Consider the following 18,027-nt stretch of genomic DNA (forward strand, 5'->3'; position numbering starts at 1 on the left):
ATAGGTAGTGTAAGTAAAATGAAAAAAACGACAGTGTTTCAACATAAGAAAGTTTTGGTTCTTGGCTTAGCAAAATCAGGAGAGGCAGCAGCGAAACTCTTGGCTAAGCTGGGAGCTATTGTTACTATTAACGATGCAAAACCCTTTGAAGAAAACCCAGCAGCCCAGCTCCTCCTTGAAGAAGGCATCAGGATCATCTGTGGGAGCCATCCGATAGACTTGTTAGATGAAGCTTTTGATTACGTGATTAAAAACCCGGGGATTCCTTATCATAACCCGATGGTCAAAAAGGCCCTCACGAAAAATATTCCAGTCTTGACCGAGGTCGAACTCGCTTATTTGGTTTCTCCAGCTCCCATTATAGGGATTACAGGTTCAAACGGCAAAACAACCACGACTAGTATGATTGCTAATGTTCTTAATGCTGGAGGGTTATCTGCTGTTTTAGCTGGGAATATTGGACTTCCAGCCTCTGATGTGGTGCAAGAAGTCACAGAAGAAGACCTTTTGGTCATGGAGCTATCATCCTTCCAGTTAATGGGAGTTGATCAATTTCACCCTAGCATTGCTGTGATTACCAATTTAATGCCTACCCATTTAGACTACCATGGCAGTTTTGAGGATTACGTATCAGCTAAGTGGAGTCTTCAACGTCATATGACTGTAGCAGACTACCTGGTGCTAAATGCAAATCAAGGATTAACTGCAGAGCTTGCCGCCAGAACAAATGCTACTGTGCTATATATCTCTACCAAAGAAAAAGTTGATGGGGCTTATTTGGACAATGGCAATCTTTATTTTAAAGATCAGTTTATCATGCAAGCTGCTGACTTAGGCGTACCTGGTAGTCACAATATTGAAAATGCGCTGGCAACGATTGTTGTTGCAAAATTAAGTGGCGTTTCCAACCAATGTATTGCAAGTAGTTTGTCTCGTTTTTCAGGAGTCAAACACCGCTTGCAGCTAGTTGGAAGTCTTAATCAGGTGGCCTTTTATAATGACAGTAAATCCACCAATATCCTAGCAACTCAAAAAGCCCTGTCTGGATTTGACAATCACAAAGTGATTTTAATTGCGGGAGGCTTAGACCGAGGCAATGAATTTGATGACCTGGTTCCAGACCTTGTTGGCCTTAAACGAATGGTGATTTTAGGAGAATCAGCAGAGCGTCTCAAACGAGCGGCTGATAAAGCAGGTGTGCCTTATCTGATAGCCACAGACGTGGCAGAAGCCACTCGTAAGGCCTTTGACCAAGCAGACGCTGGAGATGTTGTTCTACTTAGCCCAGCCAATGCCAGTTGGGACAGGTACCGTAATTTTGAAGAGCGTGGCGATGAGTTTTTGGCCACATTTGAATCGCTAAGAGGAGAAGTGTAATGTCAAAAAAAATCGTATTTACTGGAGGCGGGACGGTTGGTCATGTCACCTTGAATTTAATCATAATCCCCAAATTTCTCAAAGATGGATGGGAAGTGCACTATATCGGGGATAAAAATGGTATTGAGCGCCAAGAAATTGATAAATCAGGGCTTGAAATTACTTTTCATCCTATTGAAACAGGCAAGCTAAGGCGTTATTTTTCATGGCAAAATATCTGGGATGTTTTTAAAGTTGGCTATGGCTTGTTGCAGTCATTAGTGATTATTGCTAAATTAAGACCACAAGCTTTATTTTCAAAAGGTGGTTTTGTAGCAGTGCCTCCGGTTATTGCAGCAAAACTATTGGGCATATCGGTATTTGTTCATGAGTCTGACTTGACTATGGGGTTAGCTAATAAAATCGCATACCGCTTTGTCACAAAACTCTATACAACATTCTCTCCAGATCCAGCTTTGTCAAAGGCAGAGCATGTAGGAGCAGTGACCAAAATTCACGGTGGTGCGTCCCAAACTGACAATCAGCAAATCCAGGCCATTAAAGCACAATTCAATCCCGAACTTAAGACCCTTTTATTTATTGGTGGTTCTGCAGGAGCAAAAGTGTTAAATGATTTTGTTAGCCAGCACCCTGAATTGCGAAAAGACTTCAATGTGATTAATATCACGGGAGACGCCAATTTAAATGACCTGGGTCCCAATCTTTACCGTATTGATTACGTGACGGATTTATATCAACCCTTAATGCAATTGGCAGATTTGGTGGTGACAAGAGGTGGTTCAAATACGCTTTTTGAACTATTAGCCATGCATAAGCCACATCTCATTATTCCCTTGGGCAAGGAAGCTAGCCGAGGAGACCAACTTGAAAATGCGGCATATTTTCAAGAAAAAGGCTACGCAAGACAGATACTGGAGTCTGATTTGACAATAGCACGCTTTCAGCAAGAACTAGCGCACGTGTTTGCGCACCAAGAAGATTTTGTATCTGCCATGAAGCACTCTCGAGATATTCAGTCGCCAGAAACGTTTTACCGTCTTTTGCTTAGTGATATCAACTCCGTGATGAAGGAGAGATAAATGACCAAAAAGAAAAAGACAGAAACGACTGCTACTTTGACGGAGTGGCAAAAACGAAACATTGCCTTTTTGAAAAAAAAGCAACAGGAACTAGCAGAAGAAAAAAAGAGAAGTGAAGCGTTAAGGAAACAAAAAAAAGCTCAGCTACAATTAGACGCTAAGTCAGATGAGCTGACTGCTAAAACAGAATCTAAACCGACACCTATTCATAAAAAATTAACACTCAAAAAACCCAAGCAAAAAAAGGGAAAGACACCACGGCAAAAAGCCTTTCGCAAAGCTGCTCCAGTTCTTTTAGGCGCTCTTTTAGTGATGGCGGCATCAATTTTCATGATTACGCCCTATAGTAAATTAAAAGTGTTTTCTGTAACAGGTAATAAACACATCAGCCTTGAAGAGGTGGTGAAAAGTAGTAAGGTGAAAGCTTCAGATTACTGGTTAACCCTTTGGGCAATGCCTAGGCATTACGAGGAAGCACTTGTTCAATCCAACGTTTGGGTAAAACAAGCAAAATTGCATTACCAATTTCCTAATCAATTCCTTTTTGACGTCACAGAACATCGCATCATTGCCTATGCTCAGACGGCAGAAGGGTTTCAACCGATTTTAGAAAATGGCAAAAGAGTGGAAGTTGTGAGTGAATCGGACTTGCCGAAATCTTTTTTGATTGTCAATCTTGAGGATGAACGTGCGGTCCAACACTTAGTAAAAAGTTTGGCCAAGCTATCAAAATCCTTAATTAAAAACATCAAGTCGGTATCTTTAGCCAATTCAAAAACAACAAAAGACTTGTTGCTTATTGAATTGCATGATGGCAATCTGATTAGGGTACCTCAATCGCAGATTGAGAAGAAACTGCCTTATTATCAGAAATTAAAAATGCATCTAGCAGAACCTAGCATTGTTGATATGGAGGTTGGACTGTACACGACAACTGAAGAAATTGAAAGCCGTCCAGCGAAACCCGTAACACCAGAGCCCAAAGCGAATGAACAAAAACCTCAAGAAGGTGCTCCAGCAGAAGGCGATGCTAACCCACAGGAGCAATCTCAAGAACCTCAATCTGGTCCTCAAGAAGCCCCTTCACAGTCTCCTCAAGCCCCAGTTGGTGAAACTCCAGCTGAATAGATAAGGTAACACATGCTAAAAAACAAGAGCTTATCCCTCAAAAGACAAGGTCAGATAGGCTTCTATCCCAGATTAAGTTTATATAACAAAATGCGTAAAATGATAACATTTTACGTTTTTTTATGGTATAATATTCTCTGAATAATTCTGTTTTTTAGCAGTTTTTAGAATAGTAAAAGTTTGGAAAGTAAGTGAGGTCGAGTGAATGGCTAGAAATGGCTTTTTTACTGGTTTGGACATTGGAACAAGCTCGATAAAAGTTCTGGTTGCAGAATTTATATCTAACGAGATGAATGTTATTGGAGTGAGCAATGTTCCTAGTACCGGCGTAAAAGATGGTATAATAATTGATATTGAGGCAGCAGCTGCTGCCATCAAAACTGCAGTAGAACAAGCTGAAGAAAAAGCTGGAATGACGATAGAAAAGGTTAATGTTGGCTTGCCAGCAAACCTTCTTCAAATCGAACCTACACAAGGTATGATTCCTGTTCCAAGTGAGTCAAAAGAAATTAAGGATGAAGACGTTGACAGTGTTGTTAAATCAGCACTAACTAAGAGCATTACACCAGAGCGTGAAGTGATCTCACTAGTTCCAGAAGAATTTATCGTAGATGGTTTTCAGGGTATCCGTGATCCACGTGGTATGATGGGTATTAGATTAGAGATGCGTGGATTGATTTACACTGGACCAAGCACAATCTTGCACAACCTGCGCAAAACCGTTGAACGGGCAGGGATTCGTGTTGAAAACATTATCATTTCTCCATTGGCAATGACTAAAGCTGTCTTGAACGAAGGGGAACGTGAATTTGGTGCATCCGTGATTGATATGGGAGGTGGACAAACAACAGTAGCGTCCATGAGAGCCCAAGAACTTCAGTATACAAACATTTATCCTGAAGGCGGAGAATACATCACAAAAGATATTTCTAAGGTGCTTAAAACGTCCATGTCGATTGCTGAGGCCTTGAAATATAATTTTGGGCAAGCTAATGTCGCAGAGGCAAGTTTGACAGAGACTGTTAGAGTTGATGTCGTTGGTAGCGATGAGCCTGTCGAAGTGACAGAGCGTTATTTATCAGAAATTATTTCAGCGCGTGTTCGTCACATTTTAGACCGCGTCAAACAAGATTTAGAACGTGGACGTTTACTGGACCTTCCAGGAGGAATCATTTTAATAGGTGGTGGTGCCATCATGCCTGGTGTTGTTGAGACTGCTCAGGAAATTTTTGGCACAAACGTTAAGCTTCATGTTCCAAATCAAGTTGGCATTCGTAACCCAATGTTTGCTAATGTGATTAGCTTAGTTGAGTATGTCGGCATGATGTCTGAGGTGGATGTTTTAGCACAAAATGCTGTCTCAGGAGAAGAGCTCCTAAGACGCAAACCAGTTGATTTTAGTAATCAAAACAGCTATTTGCCAGATTACAATGCTCCTAGAAGGCAAGAGCCAGCAACGGCTTATGAGCAAGCGCAGCCACAAACGCATTACGAACCACAAGAACCAAGTGAACCAAAACCAAAATTGGCAGAACGCGTTCGCGGTGTCTTTGGAAGCATGTTCGACTAAAAGCAATAAAGTGAGGAAATAAAATGGCATTTTCATTCGATACAGCATCAATTCAAGGTGCAGTTATTAAAGTAATTGGTGTCGGAGGTGGTGGCGGAAACGCTATCAACCGTATGATTGATGAAGGAGTTGCAGGCGTAGAATTTATCGCTGCAAATACTGACATTCAGGCACTAAGTTCATCAAAAGCAGAAACCGTTATTCAAATCGGTCCTAAATTAACTCGCGGTCTAGGTGCTGGAGGACAACCTGAGGTTGGTCGCAAAGCAGCTGAAGAAAGCGAAGAAGTTTTGACAGAGGCACTTAATGGTGCAGATATGGTATTCATCACCGCAGGTATGGGAGGTGGTTCTGGAACAGGAGCAGCCCCAGTTATTGCACGCATTGCTAAGAGCTTAGGTGCTTTAACGGTTGCGGTTGTGACGCGTCCATTTGGATTTGAAGGTAATAAACGAGGCAATTTCGCCATTGAAGGTATCCAAGAATTGCGCGAGCAAGTTGATACCTTGTTGATTATTTCAAACAATAATTTGCTTGAAATTGTTGACAAAAAAACCCCATTACTTGAAGCTTTGAGCGAAGCAGACAATGTCTTGCGTCAAGGTGTTCAAGGGATTACTGATTTGATTACTAGTCCAGGGCTTATTAACCTTGACTTTGCCGATGTTAAAACAGTTATGGCAAACAAAGGGAACGCTCTTATGGGAATAGGAATTGGTTCTGGCGAAGAGCGTATCGTTGAAGCAGCACGTAAGGCAATCTACTCACCATTATTAGAAACAACTATCGATGGTGCAGAAGATGTTATCGTAAACGTTACAGGTGGCATCGACATGACCTTGACAGAAGCTGAAGAAGCATCTGAGATTGTTGGACAAGCAGCAGGTAATGGCGTTAACATCTGGTTAGGAACTTCAATCGATGAGTCAATGAAAGACGAAATTCGTGTCACAGTTGTGGCAACAGGCGTTCGCCAAGACAAGGCTGAGCAAGTGTCAGGGTTCCGTCAACAACGTACTTTTACCCAAGCAAATGCACAGCAAAGTGCAGGAGCTAAATATGCTGCTGAGCAAGTAAAGCAACCAACACAACCAAGTTTTGATCGCAGAACAAGCTTTGATTTTGATATGGGAGACGTGGGTGAAGTGCCAAAACCACAAACGCCACCGTCAGGACACCATTCAAACCAAGGTTCAGCATTTGGCAACTGGGATTTGCGTCGTGATAACATTGCACGTCCTACAGAAGGTGAAATTGATAGCAAGCTAAATATGTCAACTTTCTCACCTAATGATGATTTAGATGATGAGCTAGAAACACCACCATTCTTTAAAAACAGATAACAATGGATTTGCAAAAAAATAAAGATATTGTTTTTGAAAATATCCGTTTAGCCACAGAAGCAGCGCAGAGACCCAAAGATAGTGTAGCTGTCATTGCTGTTACCAAATATGTGGATAGTACCGTTGCAGGTCGGCTTATTGACACTGGAATTGAGCACATTGCTGAAAATCGTGTTGATAAGTTTCTTGATAAATATGAGGCATTAAAAGATAAGCCCGTAAAATGGCACTTAATTGGAACCTTACAGCGTCGAAAAGTCAAGGACGTGATTAATGTAGTTGATTATTTTCATGCGTTGGATTCCGTAAAATTAGCCTCGGAAATTGAAAAAAGAGCAAATCATCCTATCAACTGTTTTCTACAAGTCAATATTTCAAACGAAGAAAGCAAGCACGGCTTCAAACTGGACGAGGTTAATCAAGCTGTTGATGAGATTAGCAAGATGTCACATGTGCATCTTGTCGGTATTATGACAATGGCACCGGCAGATGCCAGTCCAGACCAACTTGCAACTATTTTTCATCAAGCAAATCAATTGAGAAAAAGCCTGCAATCAAAACAGAGAAAGAATATGCCCTTTACAGAACTAAGCATGGGAATGAGTGGTGATTATCAATTAGCCATTCAAGAAGGTTCCACTTTTGTTCGTATCGGTCGCTCTTTCTTTCACTAAATGGAGAACAAGATGGCATTTAAAGACACTTTTAATAAGATAATTTCTTATTTCGATACTGATGGTGTCAGCGAAGTTGAAGAGGAATTAACCTCTTCACCAGCTGATGAAGCACCAAGTAGACCACAACAACCGACTAGACCTCGCCAGCCACAACAAGTGGCTAGGCCTAGCGCTCCTCAACAACCGAATCATCGTGTAAATCCCGAGAGGCACTATAGCCCTACACCAGGATATCAAGAACAAAAGGCAGCAACATCAGCCGCTACTAGTCACCGTGAGCAATATCAGCAAACGCCCCAACAAGAAAAAATAACAATTGCTTTGAAGTATCCTAAAAAATATGAAGATGCTCAAGAAATTGTTGATTTATTCATTGGTAACGAATGTGTTTTGATTGATTTTCAATACATGCTAGATGCACAAGCAAGACGCTGTTTGGACTTTATCGATGGTGCAAGCAGAGTATTGTATGGTACCTTGCAAAAGGTAGGTGCTTCGATGTACCTACTGACGCCATCGAATGTTTCTGTTAGCATTGAGGACATGAACATACCAAACAATGGACAAGACATTAGTTTTGATTTTGACATGAAGAGACGGTAACAGTATGATTTTTATATTACTAGTCCTTCTCAAATTGATTAAAGTTTATTCCTATTTGTTATTAGCCTATGCCTTGTTGTCTTGGTTTCCAGGAGCTTATCAATCAAGGATAGGCAGATTAATCAGCGACTTTGTAGAGCCCATTTTAAAACCATTTCAATCATTACCGCTCCAATTTGCTGGAATAGATTTTACAGTTTTTGTCGTGATGATTGCTCTGAATGTTCTTAGCAATATTCTGATTAGCGTATTCAGTTAATGGTTGATTCAAAAACAATGTACCAACATTTTCAGCCAGATGAACACCCCTTTATTGAAAAAATGACAGATCTTATCAGACGCGTCGACAACAATTATGTTTTAGAACGAACTGATTTTTTGAACCCACGTGAAGTTGACATTTTGAAAAATCTTGTCGCTAAGACGCCTTTGCAGTGTCACGTGTCTACAGATTTGTATCCTAGTGAATATGGGCGTGTTATCATTGCACCTGAATATTATGAGTTGGATGTGGTAGATTTTGACATGTCACTGATTGAAATCAGTTATAACCCCAAATTCAATCGGCTGACTCACGCCCAGATTTTAGGGACATTGCTAAACGAATTAGGCATAAAAAGGTCATTGCTTGGTGATATTTTCACACAAGAAGGCTATGCCCAAATCATGATTAGCAAGGCACTATTAGGGTATTTTTTAGGGAACATCTCAAAAATTGCAAGAGCCAGTGTAAAGCTAAAAGAAGTCGATTTTGATCAGTTGATTGGACCATCCCATCACGAAACAACAGTTGACATTCTTGCTTCTAGTTTAAGGATTGATCGCTTAATTGCGACCGCTTTGTCATTATCTAGGAATCAAGCCATTAAGTTGATTGAATCAGATAATGTTAAGGTGAACTATAGGGTGGTTAATAAAATTTCCTATGTTTTAGAACTTGGCGATATGATTAGCATTCGAGGATATGGTCGCTTTAGGATTTTAGAGCAAAATGGGATAACTAAAAATGGCAAGTATAAGGTGACACTTGGCAAAATGATGCATAAATAAGGAGAAACAATGGCACTTACAGCATTAGACATTAAGGATAAAACCTTTAAAACAAAATTCCGCGGATATTGCGAAGAAGAAGTTAATGAATTTCTTGATATCGTTGTGAACGATTATGAGGCTTTGGTTCGTCAAAATAAAGACTATGAAGCAACAATCAAGGCACTTGAAGAAAAGCTATCGTATTTTGATGAGATGAAAGAATCTCTTAGCCAATCAGTTATCTTAGCACAAGAAACAGCAGAAAAGGTAAAAGCATCAGCTAACGCTGAAGCAACCAATCTGGTAAGCAAGGCTAGCTACGATGCGCAACATTTGATTGAAGAATCAAAAGCAAAAGCAAATCAAATGTTAAGAGACGCAACTGATGAAGCAAAACGCGTGGCTATTGAGACAGAAGAATTGAAACGTCATACACGTGTTTTCCACCAACGCTTGATTTCATCAATTGAATCACAACTCAGCTTATCTAACTCTCCTGAGTGGGATGAGTTGTTGCAACCAACAGCTGTTTACTTACAAAATTCAGATGCTGCTTTTAAAGAAGTGGTTAAGACAGTACTTGACGAGGATATTCCTGAGTCAAATGATAGCGAGTCCTTTGATGCGACGCGCCAGTTTAGCCCTGATGAGTTAGCAGAGTTACAACGTCGTGTTGATGAAAGCAATAAAGAATTAGAAGCTTACCAAACAGAGCAAGCTGATGAGCCTGAAGTCAACTTAAATGAAACACAAACCTTTAAATTAAATATTTAATCACAAGAAAAACACAATTTATTGTTCACATTTACAGCAAGTAGGAGATGATGAGAGTCCTATATTCCCTGAGCATGGCAATTATCATTTTCTTTGATTCTAACTGAAACGAGTAAGTTAGAAGGGGTGCTCACCTTACGAGTCAAGAGGGAATGGTTATGTAACCATTCTAAATTAAGGTGGTACCACGAGCTTTCGTCCTTTCTGTGACGGGGGCTTTTTTAGTTACATGATCATCAAGATAGAACCAAAAGGAGTTTGACCATATGAAATTAAAAGAAACATTGAATCTAGGAAAAACAGCATTTCCTATGCGAGCTGGTCTTCCTAATAAGGAACCACAGTGGCAAAAAACTTGGGAAGAAGCAGAGCTTTATCACAAACGTCAGGCCTTAAATGAAGGCAAACCAGCCTTTCATTTGCATGATGGCCCTCCCTATGCAAATGGGAATATTCACGTTGGCCATGCACTGAACAAAATTTCAAAAGATATTATTGTTCGTTCAAAATCCATGTCAGGCTACCAAGCTCCTTACGTGCCAGGTTGGGATACACACGGTCTTCCAATTGAACAAGTTTTGGCTAAAAAAGGAATCAAGAGAAAAGAGCTAGACTTGGCAGATTATTTGGACATGTGTCGTGAATATGCGCTGAGCCAAGTTGATAAACAGCGAGATGACTTTAAGCGTCTAGGTGTTTCAGCAGACTGGGAAAATCCATACATCACCTTGGACCCTGAGTTTGAAGCAAATCAAATCCGTGTCTTTGGAGCGATGGCTGATAAAGGCTATATTTATCGTGGGGCTAAGCCTGTTTATTGGTCTTGGTCATCAGAGTCCGCACTAGCCGAAGCAGAAATCGAATATCATGACATTGATTCAACGTCGCTTTACTATGCAAATAAGGTTAAAGATGGCAAAGGTGTCCTTGATACCGATACTTATCTTGTTGTTTGGACAACAACTCCATTTACCGTAACGGCTTCGAGAGGGTTGACAGTTGGCTCAGACATTGACTATGTTTTGGTTAAGCCAGCAGCTACTGATCGCAAATATGTTGTGGCAGAAGGCCTTTTAGATAAATTGGCAGTAACCTTTAACTGGGATGCTTTTGAGATTTTAGCAACCTACAAAGGTTCTGAGTTAGAAATGATTGTCACAGAACACCCTTGGGACGCAGACGTTGATGAACTAGTGATTTTAGGAGACCATGTCACACTTGAATCAGGGACAGGTATTGTCCATACGGCTCCTGGTTTTGGTGAGGATGACTATAACGTTGGTATGGCATATAACCTAGAAGTTGCTGTTACCGTTGACGAACGCGGGTTGATGATGGAAAATGCCGGTCCAGATTTCCATGGTAAATTCTATGACAAAGTAACCCCTATCGTCATTGAAAAACTTGGTCAGCTCCTATTAGCTCAAGAAGTCATCAATCACTCTTACCCGTTTGATTGGCGGACGAAAAAACCAATTATTTGGCGTGCGGTTCCACAATGGTTTGCATCGGTTTCTGATTTCCGACAAGATATTTTAGATGAAATTGAGCAAACGACTTTCCACCCAGCATGGGGCAAGACTCGTCTTTACAATATGATTCGTGATCGTGGGGATTGGGTTATTTCACGTCAACGTTCATGGGGAGTACCACTACCAATTTTTTACGCCGAAGATGGCACTCCAATCATGACCAAAGAAGTGACAGATCACATTGCTAGTCTTTTCCAAGAGCATGGGTCAATTATTTGGTGGCAAAAAGAGGCTAAAGAACTCTTGCCTGAAGGATTTACACATCCAGGTTCACCAAATGGTGAGTTTACAAAAGAAACCGATATTATGGATGTTTGGTTTGATTCAGGCTCTTCTTGGAAAGGTGTCATGGAGAGTCGTGATCAACTTGATTATCCTGCAGACCTTTACCTTGAAGGATCTGACCAATATCGTGGATGGTTCAACTCGTCCTTAATCACGTCTGTTGCAGTTAATGGACATGCACCTTATAAGGCTATCTTGTCACAAGGATTTGTCCTTGATGGCAAGGGTGAGAAAATGTCAAAATCAAAAGGGAACATTATCTCGCCTAATGATGTGGCAAAACAGTACGGAGCAGATATCCTCAGACTTTGGGTAGCATCAGTGGATACCGATAATGATGTTCGCGTTTCAATGGACATCCTAGGTCAGGTATCTGAAACTTATCGTAAAATCAGAAATACGCTACGTTTCTTGATTGCTAACACATCAGATTTCAATCCAGCGACGGATACAGTTGATTATGCTAATCTAGCTCCAGTGGATCAGTACATGACCATCACCTTTAATAAATTGATTGCTACCATTAATGATGCTTATGAGCGCTACGACTTCATGACGATTTATAAGGCTGTTGTTAACTTTATTATCGTTGATTTATCAGCTTTCTATCTTGATTTTGCTAAAGACGTGGTTTACATTGAGGCAGCTAATAGCCTTGAACGTCGTCGCATGCAAACTGTGTTTTATGACATTTTGGTTAAGATTACAAAACTATTGACACCAATCTTGCCACACACAACAGAGGAAATCTGGTCTTACCTTGAGCATGAAACTGAAGAATTTGTTCAACTAGCAGAAATGCCAAAAGCAAAACATTTTGAAGGTGAAGAAGCTATTTTAGAAGAGTGGCAAGCCTTTATGACCCTTCGTGCCCAAGCGCAGAAAGCTCTAGAAGAAGCTCGTAACCAAAAAATTATCGGTAAATCACTAGAGGCTCATTTAACGATTTATGCGAGCCCAGCTATCAAAACGCTATTAACCTCGCTAAACAGTGACATCGCCTTGTTGTTGATTGTTTCTCAACTGACAATCAGTGAAGAACCTGCCCCTGCAGATGCGGTAAGTTTTGATGGTGTTGCCTTTACTGTTCGCCGCGCAGAAGGAGAAGTATGTGAACGTTCACGACGCATTGATCCAACAACTCGTATGCGTTCTTACAATGCTTTTGTCTGTGACCACAGCGCTAAAATCATCGAAGAAAACTTCCCAGAAGCTGTTGCTGAAGGATTTGAATCTTCACAAAAATAAACAGAAATTAGTATGCTAGCACTGCTAATTTCATATCACTAAAAAAAGAGAACGAACAGTTAGTTCGCTCTCTTTTTTGTAATTAGATTGTTGTGGGAAGAGAAATTTCAATAAGGTGATCAGTATAAAGGGTTTTGGTTTCTCCTGGGATAACAATCGATTGGTCAATTTTACGTCTAAAGAAAAATTCGCGAATAGCATTTAATTCGTCATCTTGGATAGCACGGTATTTATTGGAGATGAGTAATTCATAATGGTTAGGGGCTTTAGTAAAAATCACATCGGTATTTCCGGCGGAATAGATTTCAACCAATTGGGCGTCGGTGTTTTGGAGTTGATTTCGGACAAGTTCAGGGTTGCTGTTGGTTGTATTGATAAGTCTCATGGCGATCCTCCTGGATAGTTTGCTCATATGATAGCATGTCTTTTCAGATTAGTGGTGTTTTTTTTGCCACTCTTTAACGCCCCAACGGTGGCTATCCCGTTTTAATACTGCGATAGCTTCTGATATGGGGAACCAAGCAAGGGTGTTAAAGTCTTCTAAGGGTTTTGAGATGGCTTGACTAGTGGTGACTTCGTATAAGTAAGCCGGGTGGTAAAAATGGGTGTCACGATGGCGGGAGTAAAAGTACTCATCTGCCTGTCCATAAAAATACCCCACATCCGCAACAAAGCCTAGTTCTTCAAGCAATTCACGGTCTAAGGCTTCACGCTGTGTTTCGCCAGGTTCGATTTCACCACCAGGCAAAAACCAAGACCCGTTAGGCGCTTGGACAAGGATGATTTCAGTTTTGTCGAGATTAGGAATAACAGCATAGACGCCGTGCCGCGTGGTATAGTTAACTTGCGTGACTTTTTGGCCAAATATTGGTATGTTCATAGTGTTCTCCTTTTTCCTATTATACTAAATTTTGCAGGATTATTCTTATGAAAATAGACAAAAACACCATCTTGTTTTAACAAGACGGTGTTTTGAGTGAAGATGCGTCAAAAGTAAGATTAGGCATTAGCCTCCTCAGGTACAGGCTCAGCTTTTTTAGCAGCTTTAATGACGATTGTGCCATTGCTTGACATGACGGCACACAATTCTTTTTCAGTTGGGTGCTCAAGGTAATAATCAGTGATGGCGTCTTCGATGTGATCTTGGATGGTACGGCGTAAAGGTCTTGCCCCCATTTTAGGATCGTAGCCTAGATCTACTAATTTTTCCTTAACTTTTGCCGTAATATCAAGGTGAATATTATTGTAGGCCAAGCGGTTATTGACATCGTTTAACATGAGGTCAACAATACGTAAGAGATTTTCCTTACTCAAGGCCTTGAATTCAATGATACCATCAAAACGGTTCATGAATTCTGGGCTAAAGAAGTTGCCTAGCTCTCCTAAAACAGAGTTTGTACGCCCTTCTCTAGCAGCGCCAAAACCAACAGAGGCTTCGGTTTTACCAGAACCAGCGTTTGAGGTCATGATAATAATGGTATCTTTAAAGCTGACAGTTCGTCCTTGACCATCAGTCAAACGGCCATCATCCAAAACTTGCAAGAACATGTGTAGGACATCAGGGTGAGCTTTTTCAACCTCATCTAAAAGAATGAGTGAGTAAGGATTGCGACGGACTTTCTCAGTTAATTGTCCAGCCTCTTCGTAGCCAACATAGCCTGGAGGGGCACCGACCAATTTAGCCACAGCGTGTTTTTCCATGTATTCTGACATGTCAAAACGGATCATATTATCAGACGAGCCAAAGAGCTCAATTGCTAACTGTTTAGACAGCTCTGTTTTTCCGACACCTGTCGGACCAACAAAGAGGAAGGAACCGATAGGACGATTTGGTGTGCCAAGACCAACACGATTTCGACGGATGGCTTTGGCGATTTTATTCACAGCGTCATCTTGTCCAATAACATGAGATTTGAGGTCATCAGCTAAGTGAACTAACTGCGATTGCTCTTTTTCTTTCAGGTCTCCAACAGGAATATTGGTTTTTTGCTCAACAATAGCTTCAATAGTCTTTTCAGTGATGATTGGGGTGTCTTGTTCGTCGACTTTTTGCGCTTGCATTTCTTTGTATTTTGCAATTTGGTCGCGGAAGTAAGCAGCACGCTCATAGTCTTCATCTCGTGTCGCTTGGGCTTTGAGGTTTTCAGCTTCAACTAATTTTTTATCGATGTCTTTAGGATCAACAAAGTTTAAGGTCAAATTCATCTTAGAACCGGCTTCGTCTAAGAGGTCAATGGCCTTATCAGGCAAGAAGCGGTCTTGGATATAGCGATTAGATAAGTTGGCAGCTGCTTCAATTGCTTCTGGGCTATATTTGACATGGTGATAATCTTCGTATTTGGGTTGGATACCTTTTAAGATTGCAATGGTTTCTTCAACAGATGGTTCTTCGACCTTGACAGGCTGCATCCGACGTTCCAAGGCGGCATCTTTTTCGATGATTCGGTATTCGTTGAGCGTTGTGGCACCAACTAGTTGCAATTCGCCACGTGCTAGAGCTGGTTTTAAAATATTTCCAGCATCCATATTGCCCTCGCCTGCAGAGCCTGCACCAACAATTTCATGGATTTCATCGATAAACAAGATGACGTCGTTACGATTGCGGATATCTTCCATCAGTTTTTGCATGCGCTCTTCAAACTGACCACGGATACCAGTTCCTTGTACTAGGCTTACCACATCCAAACGAATGACTTGTTTGCCTTGTAGTTTGTGAGGCACATCGCCATCAACAATTTTCTGAGCGAGTCCTTCGACCACAGCGGTTTTACCAACTCCTGGTTCGCCGATGAGGACTGGATTGTTTTTGGTGCGGCGGTTAAGGATTTCGATAACACGGATGATTTCTTCATCACGGCCAACAACAGGATCAATGTCTCCTCGTTTGGCAATTTCAGTGACATTAATACCAAATTCTTCTAAGAGACCTTTTGGCTTATCGCTGGCTGGTTGTGGTTGCCCAGGGCGTCGCCCGTTAAAGCCACCGCCATTATGACCACCACCATGACGACCTGATTGGATCGGTGGTGTGTTTGGTAGATTGCCAAAAGCTTTGAAGTTATTCATGTCTCCAAAGAAATCATCAAAGAATGGGTTTGAAGCCGATTGCGCCTTGTGATGCCCCCCAAAACCTCCTAAAATAGGATTTGAAGGGTCGGTTTTCATGATTTGGTAACAGTTTTGACAAAGGTCTACTTGCCTTTGTTTTCCATTCACATTCGTGTAAAGGTGGATGGTTGATTCGTTTAAATTACAATTTTGACAGAGCATAATATACCTCCAAGGGTTTCTATAAAAGCCATAATCATTTAGTCAAAAATGGTCAAACTTTATACTCATATTATAGCACCATCATTTTGGAAATCAAGCAAAAAGTTTAAAAATTAGCACTGTCATTGATAGAGTGATAACAAGATGCTAGCTCCGCTTTTCAAAAGGCTTAATCAGCAGGTCATGATTTTCCAAAAAGCCTAAAATATAGAGAAAAATATGACTTTTCTTGTTTGTTTGCTGAAATTTGTGTTAAAATAATAGGGATAACAAACGAATAGGAGAAACGAAATGGAATCACATTTGGTGAGAATTATCAACCGTTTAGAACTAATGGTAACAGACGGTGGCAATCTTAAAAGAAACTTTGAACGTGATGGCGTTGTTGTTGCCGAGGTAGCATTTTCAAACGATCCAGATAATGGTCCAGTTTTTACATTGCGTGATGTTGAAGCACGTGAGTCATACTCATTTGACAGCATTGATTTGATTGCAATGGAAATCTACGATTTATTATATTAGTAATTGCTAAAGAGGCTTGCTTAGGGCAAGTTTTTTTATTGGGCAAAAAAACTTGTATTAATATTCACTGGATGGTATAATTATCTTTATTAAAATTAATGATGCGTTGTTAGGAGATTGACATGGATTTTTCTTTTTTGCCCACTTATTGGGCCTACTTTAATTATGGTGTGATTGTAACCATTATGATTTCAGCTAGTGTCGTGTTTTTTGGCACGATTATTGGTGTTTTGGTGACTTTTGCAAAACGCAGTTCCATCAAACCGCTAAACTGGTTGGTCAACCTCTATGTTTGGGTTTTCCGTGGGACGCCTATGGTTGTGCAAATCATGATTGCCTTTGCATGGATTCATTTTAACCACATGCCAACCATCGGTTTTGGTGTTTTGGACTTGGATTTCTCAAGACTCTTGCCTGGTGTCATTATTATTTCTTTAAATAGTGGTGCTTACATCTCAGAAATTGTCAGAGCAGGTATTGAAGCAGTGCCCAAAGGGCAACTCGAGGCTGCTTACTCATTAGGAATTCGTCCGACAAATGCTATGCGTTATGTCATTTTACCTCAAGCTTTTAAAAACATTTTGCCAGCTCTGGGGAATGAATTTATTACAATTATCAAAGACAGTGCCCTTTTACAAACCATCGGTGTCATGGAATTGTGGAATGGTGCCCAGTCTGTTGTAACGGCTACTTATTCACCAATCACGCCATTACTTTTTGCAGCATTTTATTATTTGATGGTGACTACTGTACTATCACAGCTTCTAGGTGTGTTAGAACGGAAATTGGGACAAGGGGATAACAAATGACGGAAACAATTATTTCAATTAAAGGATTACACAAATATTTTGGAGAAAATGAGGTGCTAAAAGGCATTGATTTAGATATCCAAAAAGGCGAGGTTGTGGTCATTATTGGACCATCTGGTTCAGGAAAATCAACCTTGCTAAGAACGATGAATCTATTAGAAGAGCCGACCAAGGGTCAGATTACATTTGAAGGCGTTGACATCACAGACAAAACCAACGACATCTTTAAAATGCGTGAAAAAATGGGAATGGTTTTCCAGCAATTTAATCTCTTTCCAAATATGAATGTTTTAGACAACATCACCTTGTCACCAGTTAAAACAAGAGGAGTGTCTAAAAAAGAGGCTGAACAAAAAGCTTATGCCCTACTGGACAAAGTAGGACTCAGAGAAAAAGCCAAGGCCTATCCGTCTAGTTTGTCTGGTGGGCAACAGCAGCGTATTGCGATTGCACGGGGCTTAGCTATGGATCCAGATGTGTTGCTCTTTGATGAACCTACCTCAGCATTAGATCCTGAAATGGTTGGTGAGGTTTTAGGAGTCATGCAAGATTTAGCCAAATCTGGTATGACGATGGTCATTGTTACTCATGAAATGGGATTTGCCAAAGAAGTGGCAGACCGGGTGATTTTTATGGACGGTGGCTTTATCGTCGAGCAAGGCAGTCCTACTCAACTTTTTGAAGACACAAAAGAAGTGAGAACCAAGGATTTCTTAAGCAAAATATTATAAAAAAAGTGTTGGTGGGAACCAACCTTTTTTTGAATTTCAAATTGTTT

General features: G+C 40.7%; 17 protein-coding genes. 14 read left to right on the forward strand and 3 right to left on the reverse strand.

The features are described 5' to 3' along the window. Positions 1 to 18: 18 nt before the first annotated feature. From murD to ileS, 11 genes are all read left to right on the forward strand, one after another. Complete coding sequence (gene murD, locus AKK44_RS04335) at positions 19 to 1,377, forward strand: UDP-N-acetylmuramoyl-L-alanine--D-glutamate ligase (protein WP_054278676.1); 1,359 nt, start codon at positions 19 to 21, stop codon at positions 1,375 to 1,377. Further along, positions 1,377 to 2,456 carry a UDP-N-acetylglucosamine--N-acetylmuramyl-(pentapeptide) pyrophosphoryl-undecaprenol N-acetylglucosamine transferase gene (locus AKK44_RS04340; RefSeq protein ID WP_054278677.1) on the forward strand — a complete coding sequence of 360 codons (1,080 nt, stop codon included), beginning with the start codon at positions 1,377 to 1,379 and terminating at the stop codon, positions 2,454 to 2,456. The genes murD and AKK44_RS04340 overlap by 1 nt, the downstream gene beginning before the upstream one ends. Further along, entirely contained in the window at positions 2,457 to 3,584 is a 1,128-nt protein-coding gene (locus tag AKK44_RS04345; protein WP_054278678.1) for a cell division protein FtsQ/DivIB, read from the forward strand. A 205-nt stretch (positions 3,585 to 3,789) separates the two neighbouring features. Further along, the gene (ftsA, locus tag AKK44_RS04350; protein ID WP_054278679.1) at positions 3,790 to 5,154 is read left to right on the forward strand and encodes a cell division protein FtsA; all 1,365 of its coding nucleotides are present in this window, start codon (positions 3,790 to 3,792) and stop codon (positions 5,152 to 5,154) included. Between the two features lie 23 nt (positions 5,155 to 5,177). Then, positions 5,178 to 6,497 carry a cell division protein FtsZ gene (gene ftsZ, locus AKK44_RS04355; protein WP_054278680.1) on the forward strand — a complete coding sequence of 440 codons (1,320 nt, stop codon included), beginning with the start codon at positions 5,178 to 5,180 and terminating at the stop codon, positions 6,495 to 6,497. Positions 6,498 to 6,499: 2 nt separating this feature from the next. After that, positions 6,500 to 7,171 carry a YggS family pyridoxal phosphate-dependent enzyme gene (locus AKK44_RS04360; protein ID WP_054278681.1) on the forward strand — a complete coding sequence of 224 codons (672 nt, stop codon included), beginning with the start codon at positions 6,500 to 6,502 and terminating at the stop codon, positions 7,169 to 7,171. Between the two features lie 12 nt (positions 7,172 to 7,183). Then, positions 7,184 to 7,777 carry a cell division protein SepF gene (gene sepF / locus AKK44_RS04365; RefSeq protein ID WP_054278682.1) on the forward strand — a complete coding sequence of 198 codons (594 nt, stop codon included), beginning with the start codon at positions 7,184 to 7,186 and terminating at the stop codon, positions 7,775 to 7,777. Positions 7,778 to 7,781: 4 nt separating this feature from the next. Beyond that, the gene (locus AKK44_RS04370) at positions 7,782 to 8,036 is read left to right on the forward strand and encodes a YggT family protein (protein ID WP_037596375.1); all 255 of its coding nucleotides are present in this window, start codon (positions 7,782 to 7,784) and stop codon (positions 8,034 to 8,036) included. After that, on the forward strand, positions 8,036 to 8,827 hold the full coding sequence (locus tag AKK44_RS04375; protein WP_054278683.1) for a YlmH family RNA-binding protein: 792 nt from the start codon (positions 8,036 to 8,038) through the stop codon (positions 8,825 to 8,827). Before AKK44_RS04370 ends, AKK44_RS04375 begins: the two co-directional genes overlap by 1 nt. A 9-nt stretch (positions 8,828 to 8,836) precedes the next feature. Then, on the forward strand, positions 8,837 to 9,583 hold the full coding sequence (locus AKK44_RS04380; RefSeq protein ID WP_054278684.1) for a DivIVA domain-containing protein: 747 nt from the start codon (positions 8,837 to 8,839) through the stop codon (positions 9,581 to 9,583). Positions 9,584 to 9,849: 266 nt separating this feature from the next. Next, a complete protein-coding gene (ileS, locus tag AKK44_RS04385; RefSeq protein WP_054278685.1) occupies positions 9,850 to 12,648 on the forward strand; it encodes an isoleucine--tRNA ligase in 2,799 nt (932 codons plus the stop codon). Positions 12,649 to 12,730: 82 nt separating this feature from the next. On the opposite strand, the gene AKK44_RS04390 is transcribed toward ileS, so the two are convergent. The 3 genes from AKK44_RS04390 to AKK44_RS04400 all read right to left on the reverse strand — a co-directional run bounded on the left by AKK44_RS04390 (position 12,731) and on the right by AKK44_RS04400 (position 15,918). Then, on the reverse strand, positions 12,731 to 13,033 hold the full coding sequence (locus AKK44_RS04390) for a DUF1827 family protein (RefSeq protein WP_037596033.1): 303 nt from the start codon (positions 13,031 to 13,033) through the stop codon (positions 12,731 to 12,733). A gap of 48 nt (positions 13,034 to 13,081) precedes the next feature. Continuing rightward, complete coding sequence (locus AKK44_RS04395; RefSeq protein ID WP_037596032.1) at positions 13,082 to 13,528, reverse strand: NUDIX hydrolase; 447 nt, start codon at positions 13,526 to 13,528, stop codon at positions 13,082 to 13,084. A gap of 119 nt (positions 13,529 to 13,647) precedes the next feature. Then, positions 13,648 to 15,918: an ATP-dependent Clp protease ATP-binding subunit gene (locus AKK44_RS04400; RefSeq protein WP_054278686.1), complete on the reverse strand. Its 2,271-nt coding sequence runs from the start codon at positions 15,916 to 15,918 to the stop codon at positions 13,648 to 13,650. 291 nt (positions 15,919 to 16,209) lie between these two features. On the opposite strand from AKK44_RS04400, the gene AKK44_RS04405 reads away from it, so the two are divergent. The 3 genes from AKK44_RS04405 to AKK44_RS04415 all read left to right on the forward strand — a co-directional run bounded on the left by AKK44_RS04405 (position 16,210) and on the right by AKK44_RS04415 (position 17,980). Further along, positions 16,210 to 16,440: a YkuJ family protein gene (locus tag AKK44_RS04405; protein WP_037596029.1), complete on the forward strand. Its 231-nt coding sequence runs from the start codon at positions 16,210 to 16,212 to the stop codon at positions 16,438 to 16,440. A gap of 122 nt (positions 16,441 to 16,562) precedes the next feature. Continuing rightward, a complete protein-coding gene (locus AKK44_RS04410; protein ID WP_037596027.1) occupies positions 16,563 to 17,249 on the forward strand; it encodes an amino acid ABC transporter permease in 687 nt (228 codons plus the stop codon). Next, positions 17,246 to 17,980, forward strand: a complete 735-nt coding sequence (locus tag AKK44_RS04415) for an amino acid ABC transporter ATP-binding protein (RefSeq protein ID WP_054278687.1) — start codon at positions 17,246 to 17,248, stop codon at positions 17,978 to 17,980. The genes AKK44_RS04410 and AKK44_RS04415 overlap by 4 nt, the downstream gene beginning before the upstream one ends. Positions 17,981 to 18,027: the final 47 nt, after the last annotated feature.

The organism is Streptococcus phocae, assembly GCF_001302265.1.
In the GTDB taxonomy this organism is placed as follows: domain Bacteria; phylum Bacillota; class Bacilli; order Lactobacillales; family Streptococcaceae; genus Streptococcus; species Streptococcus phocae.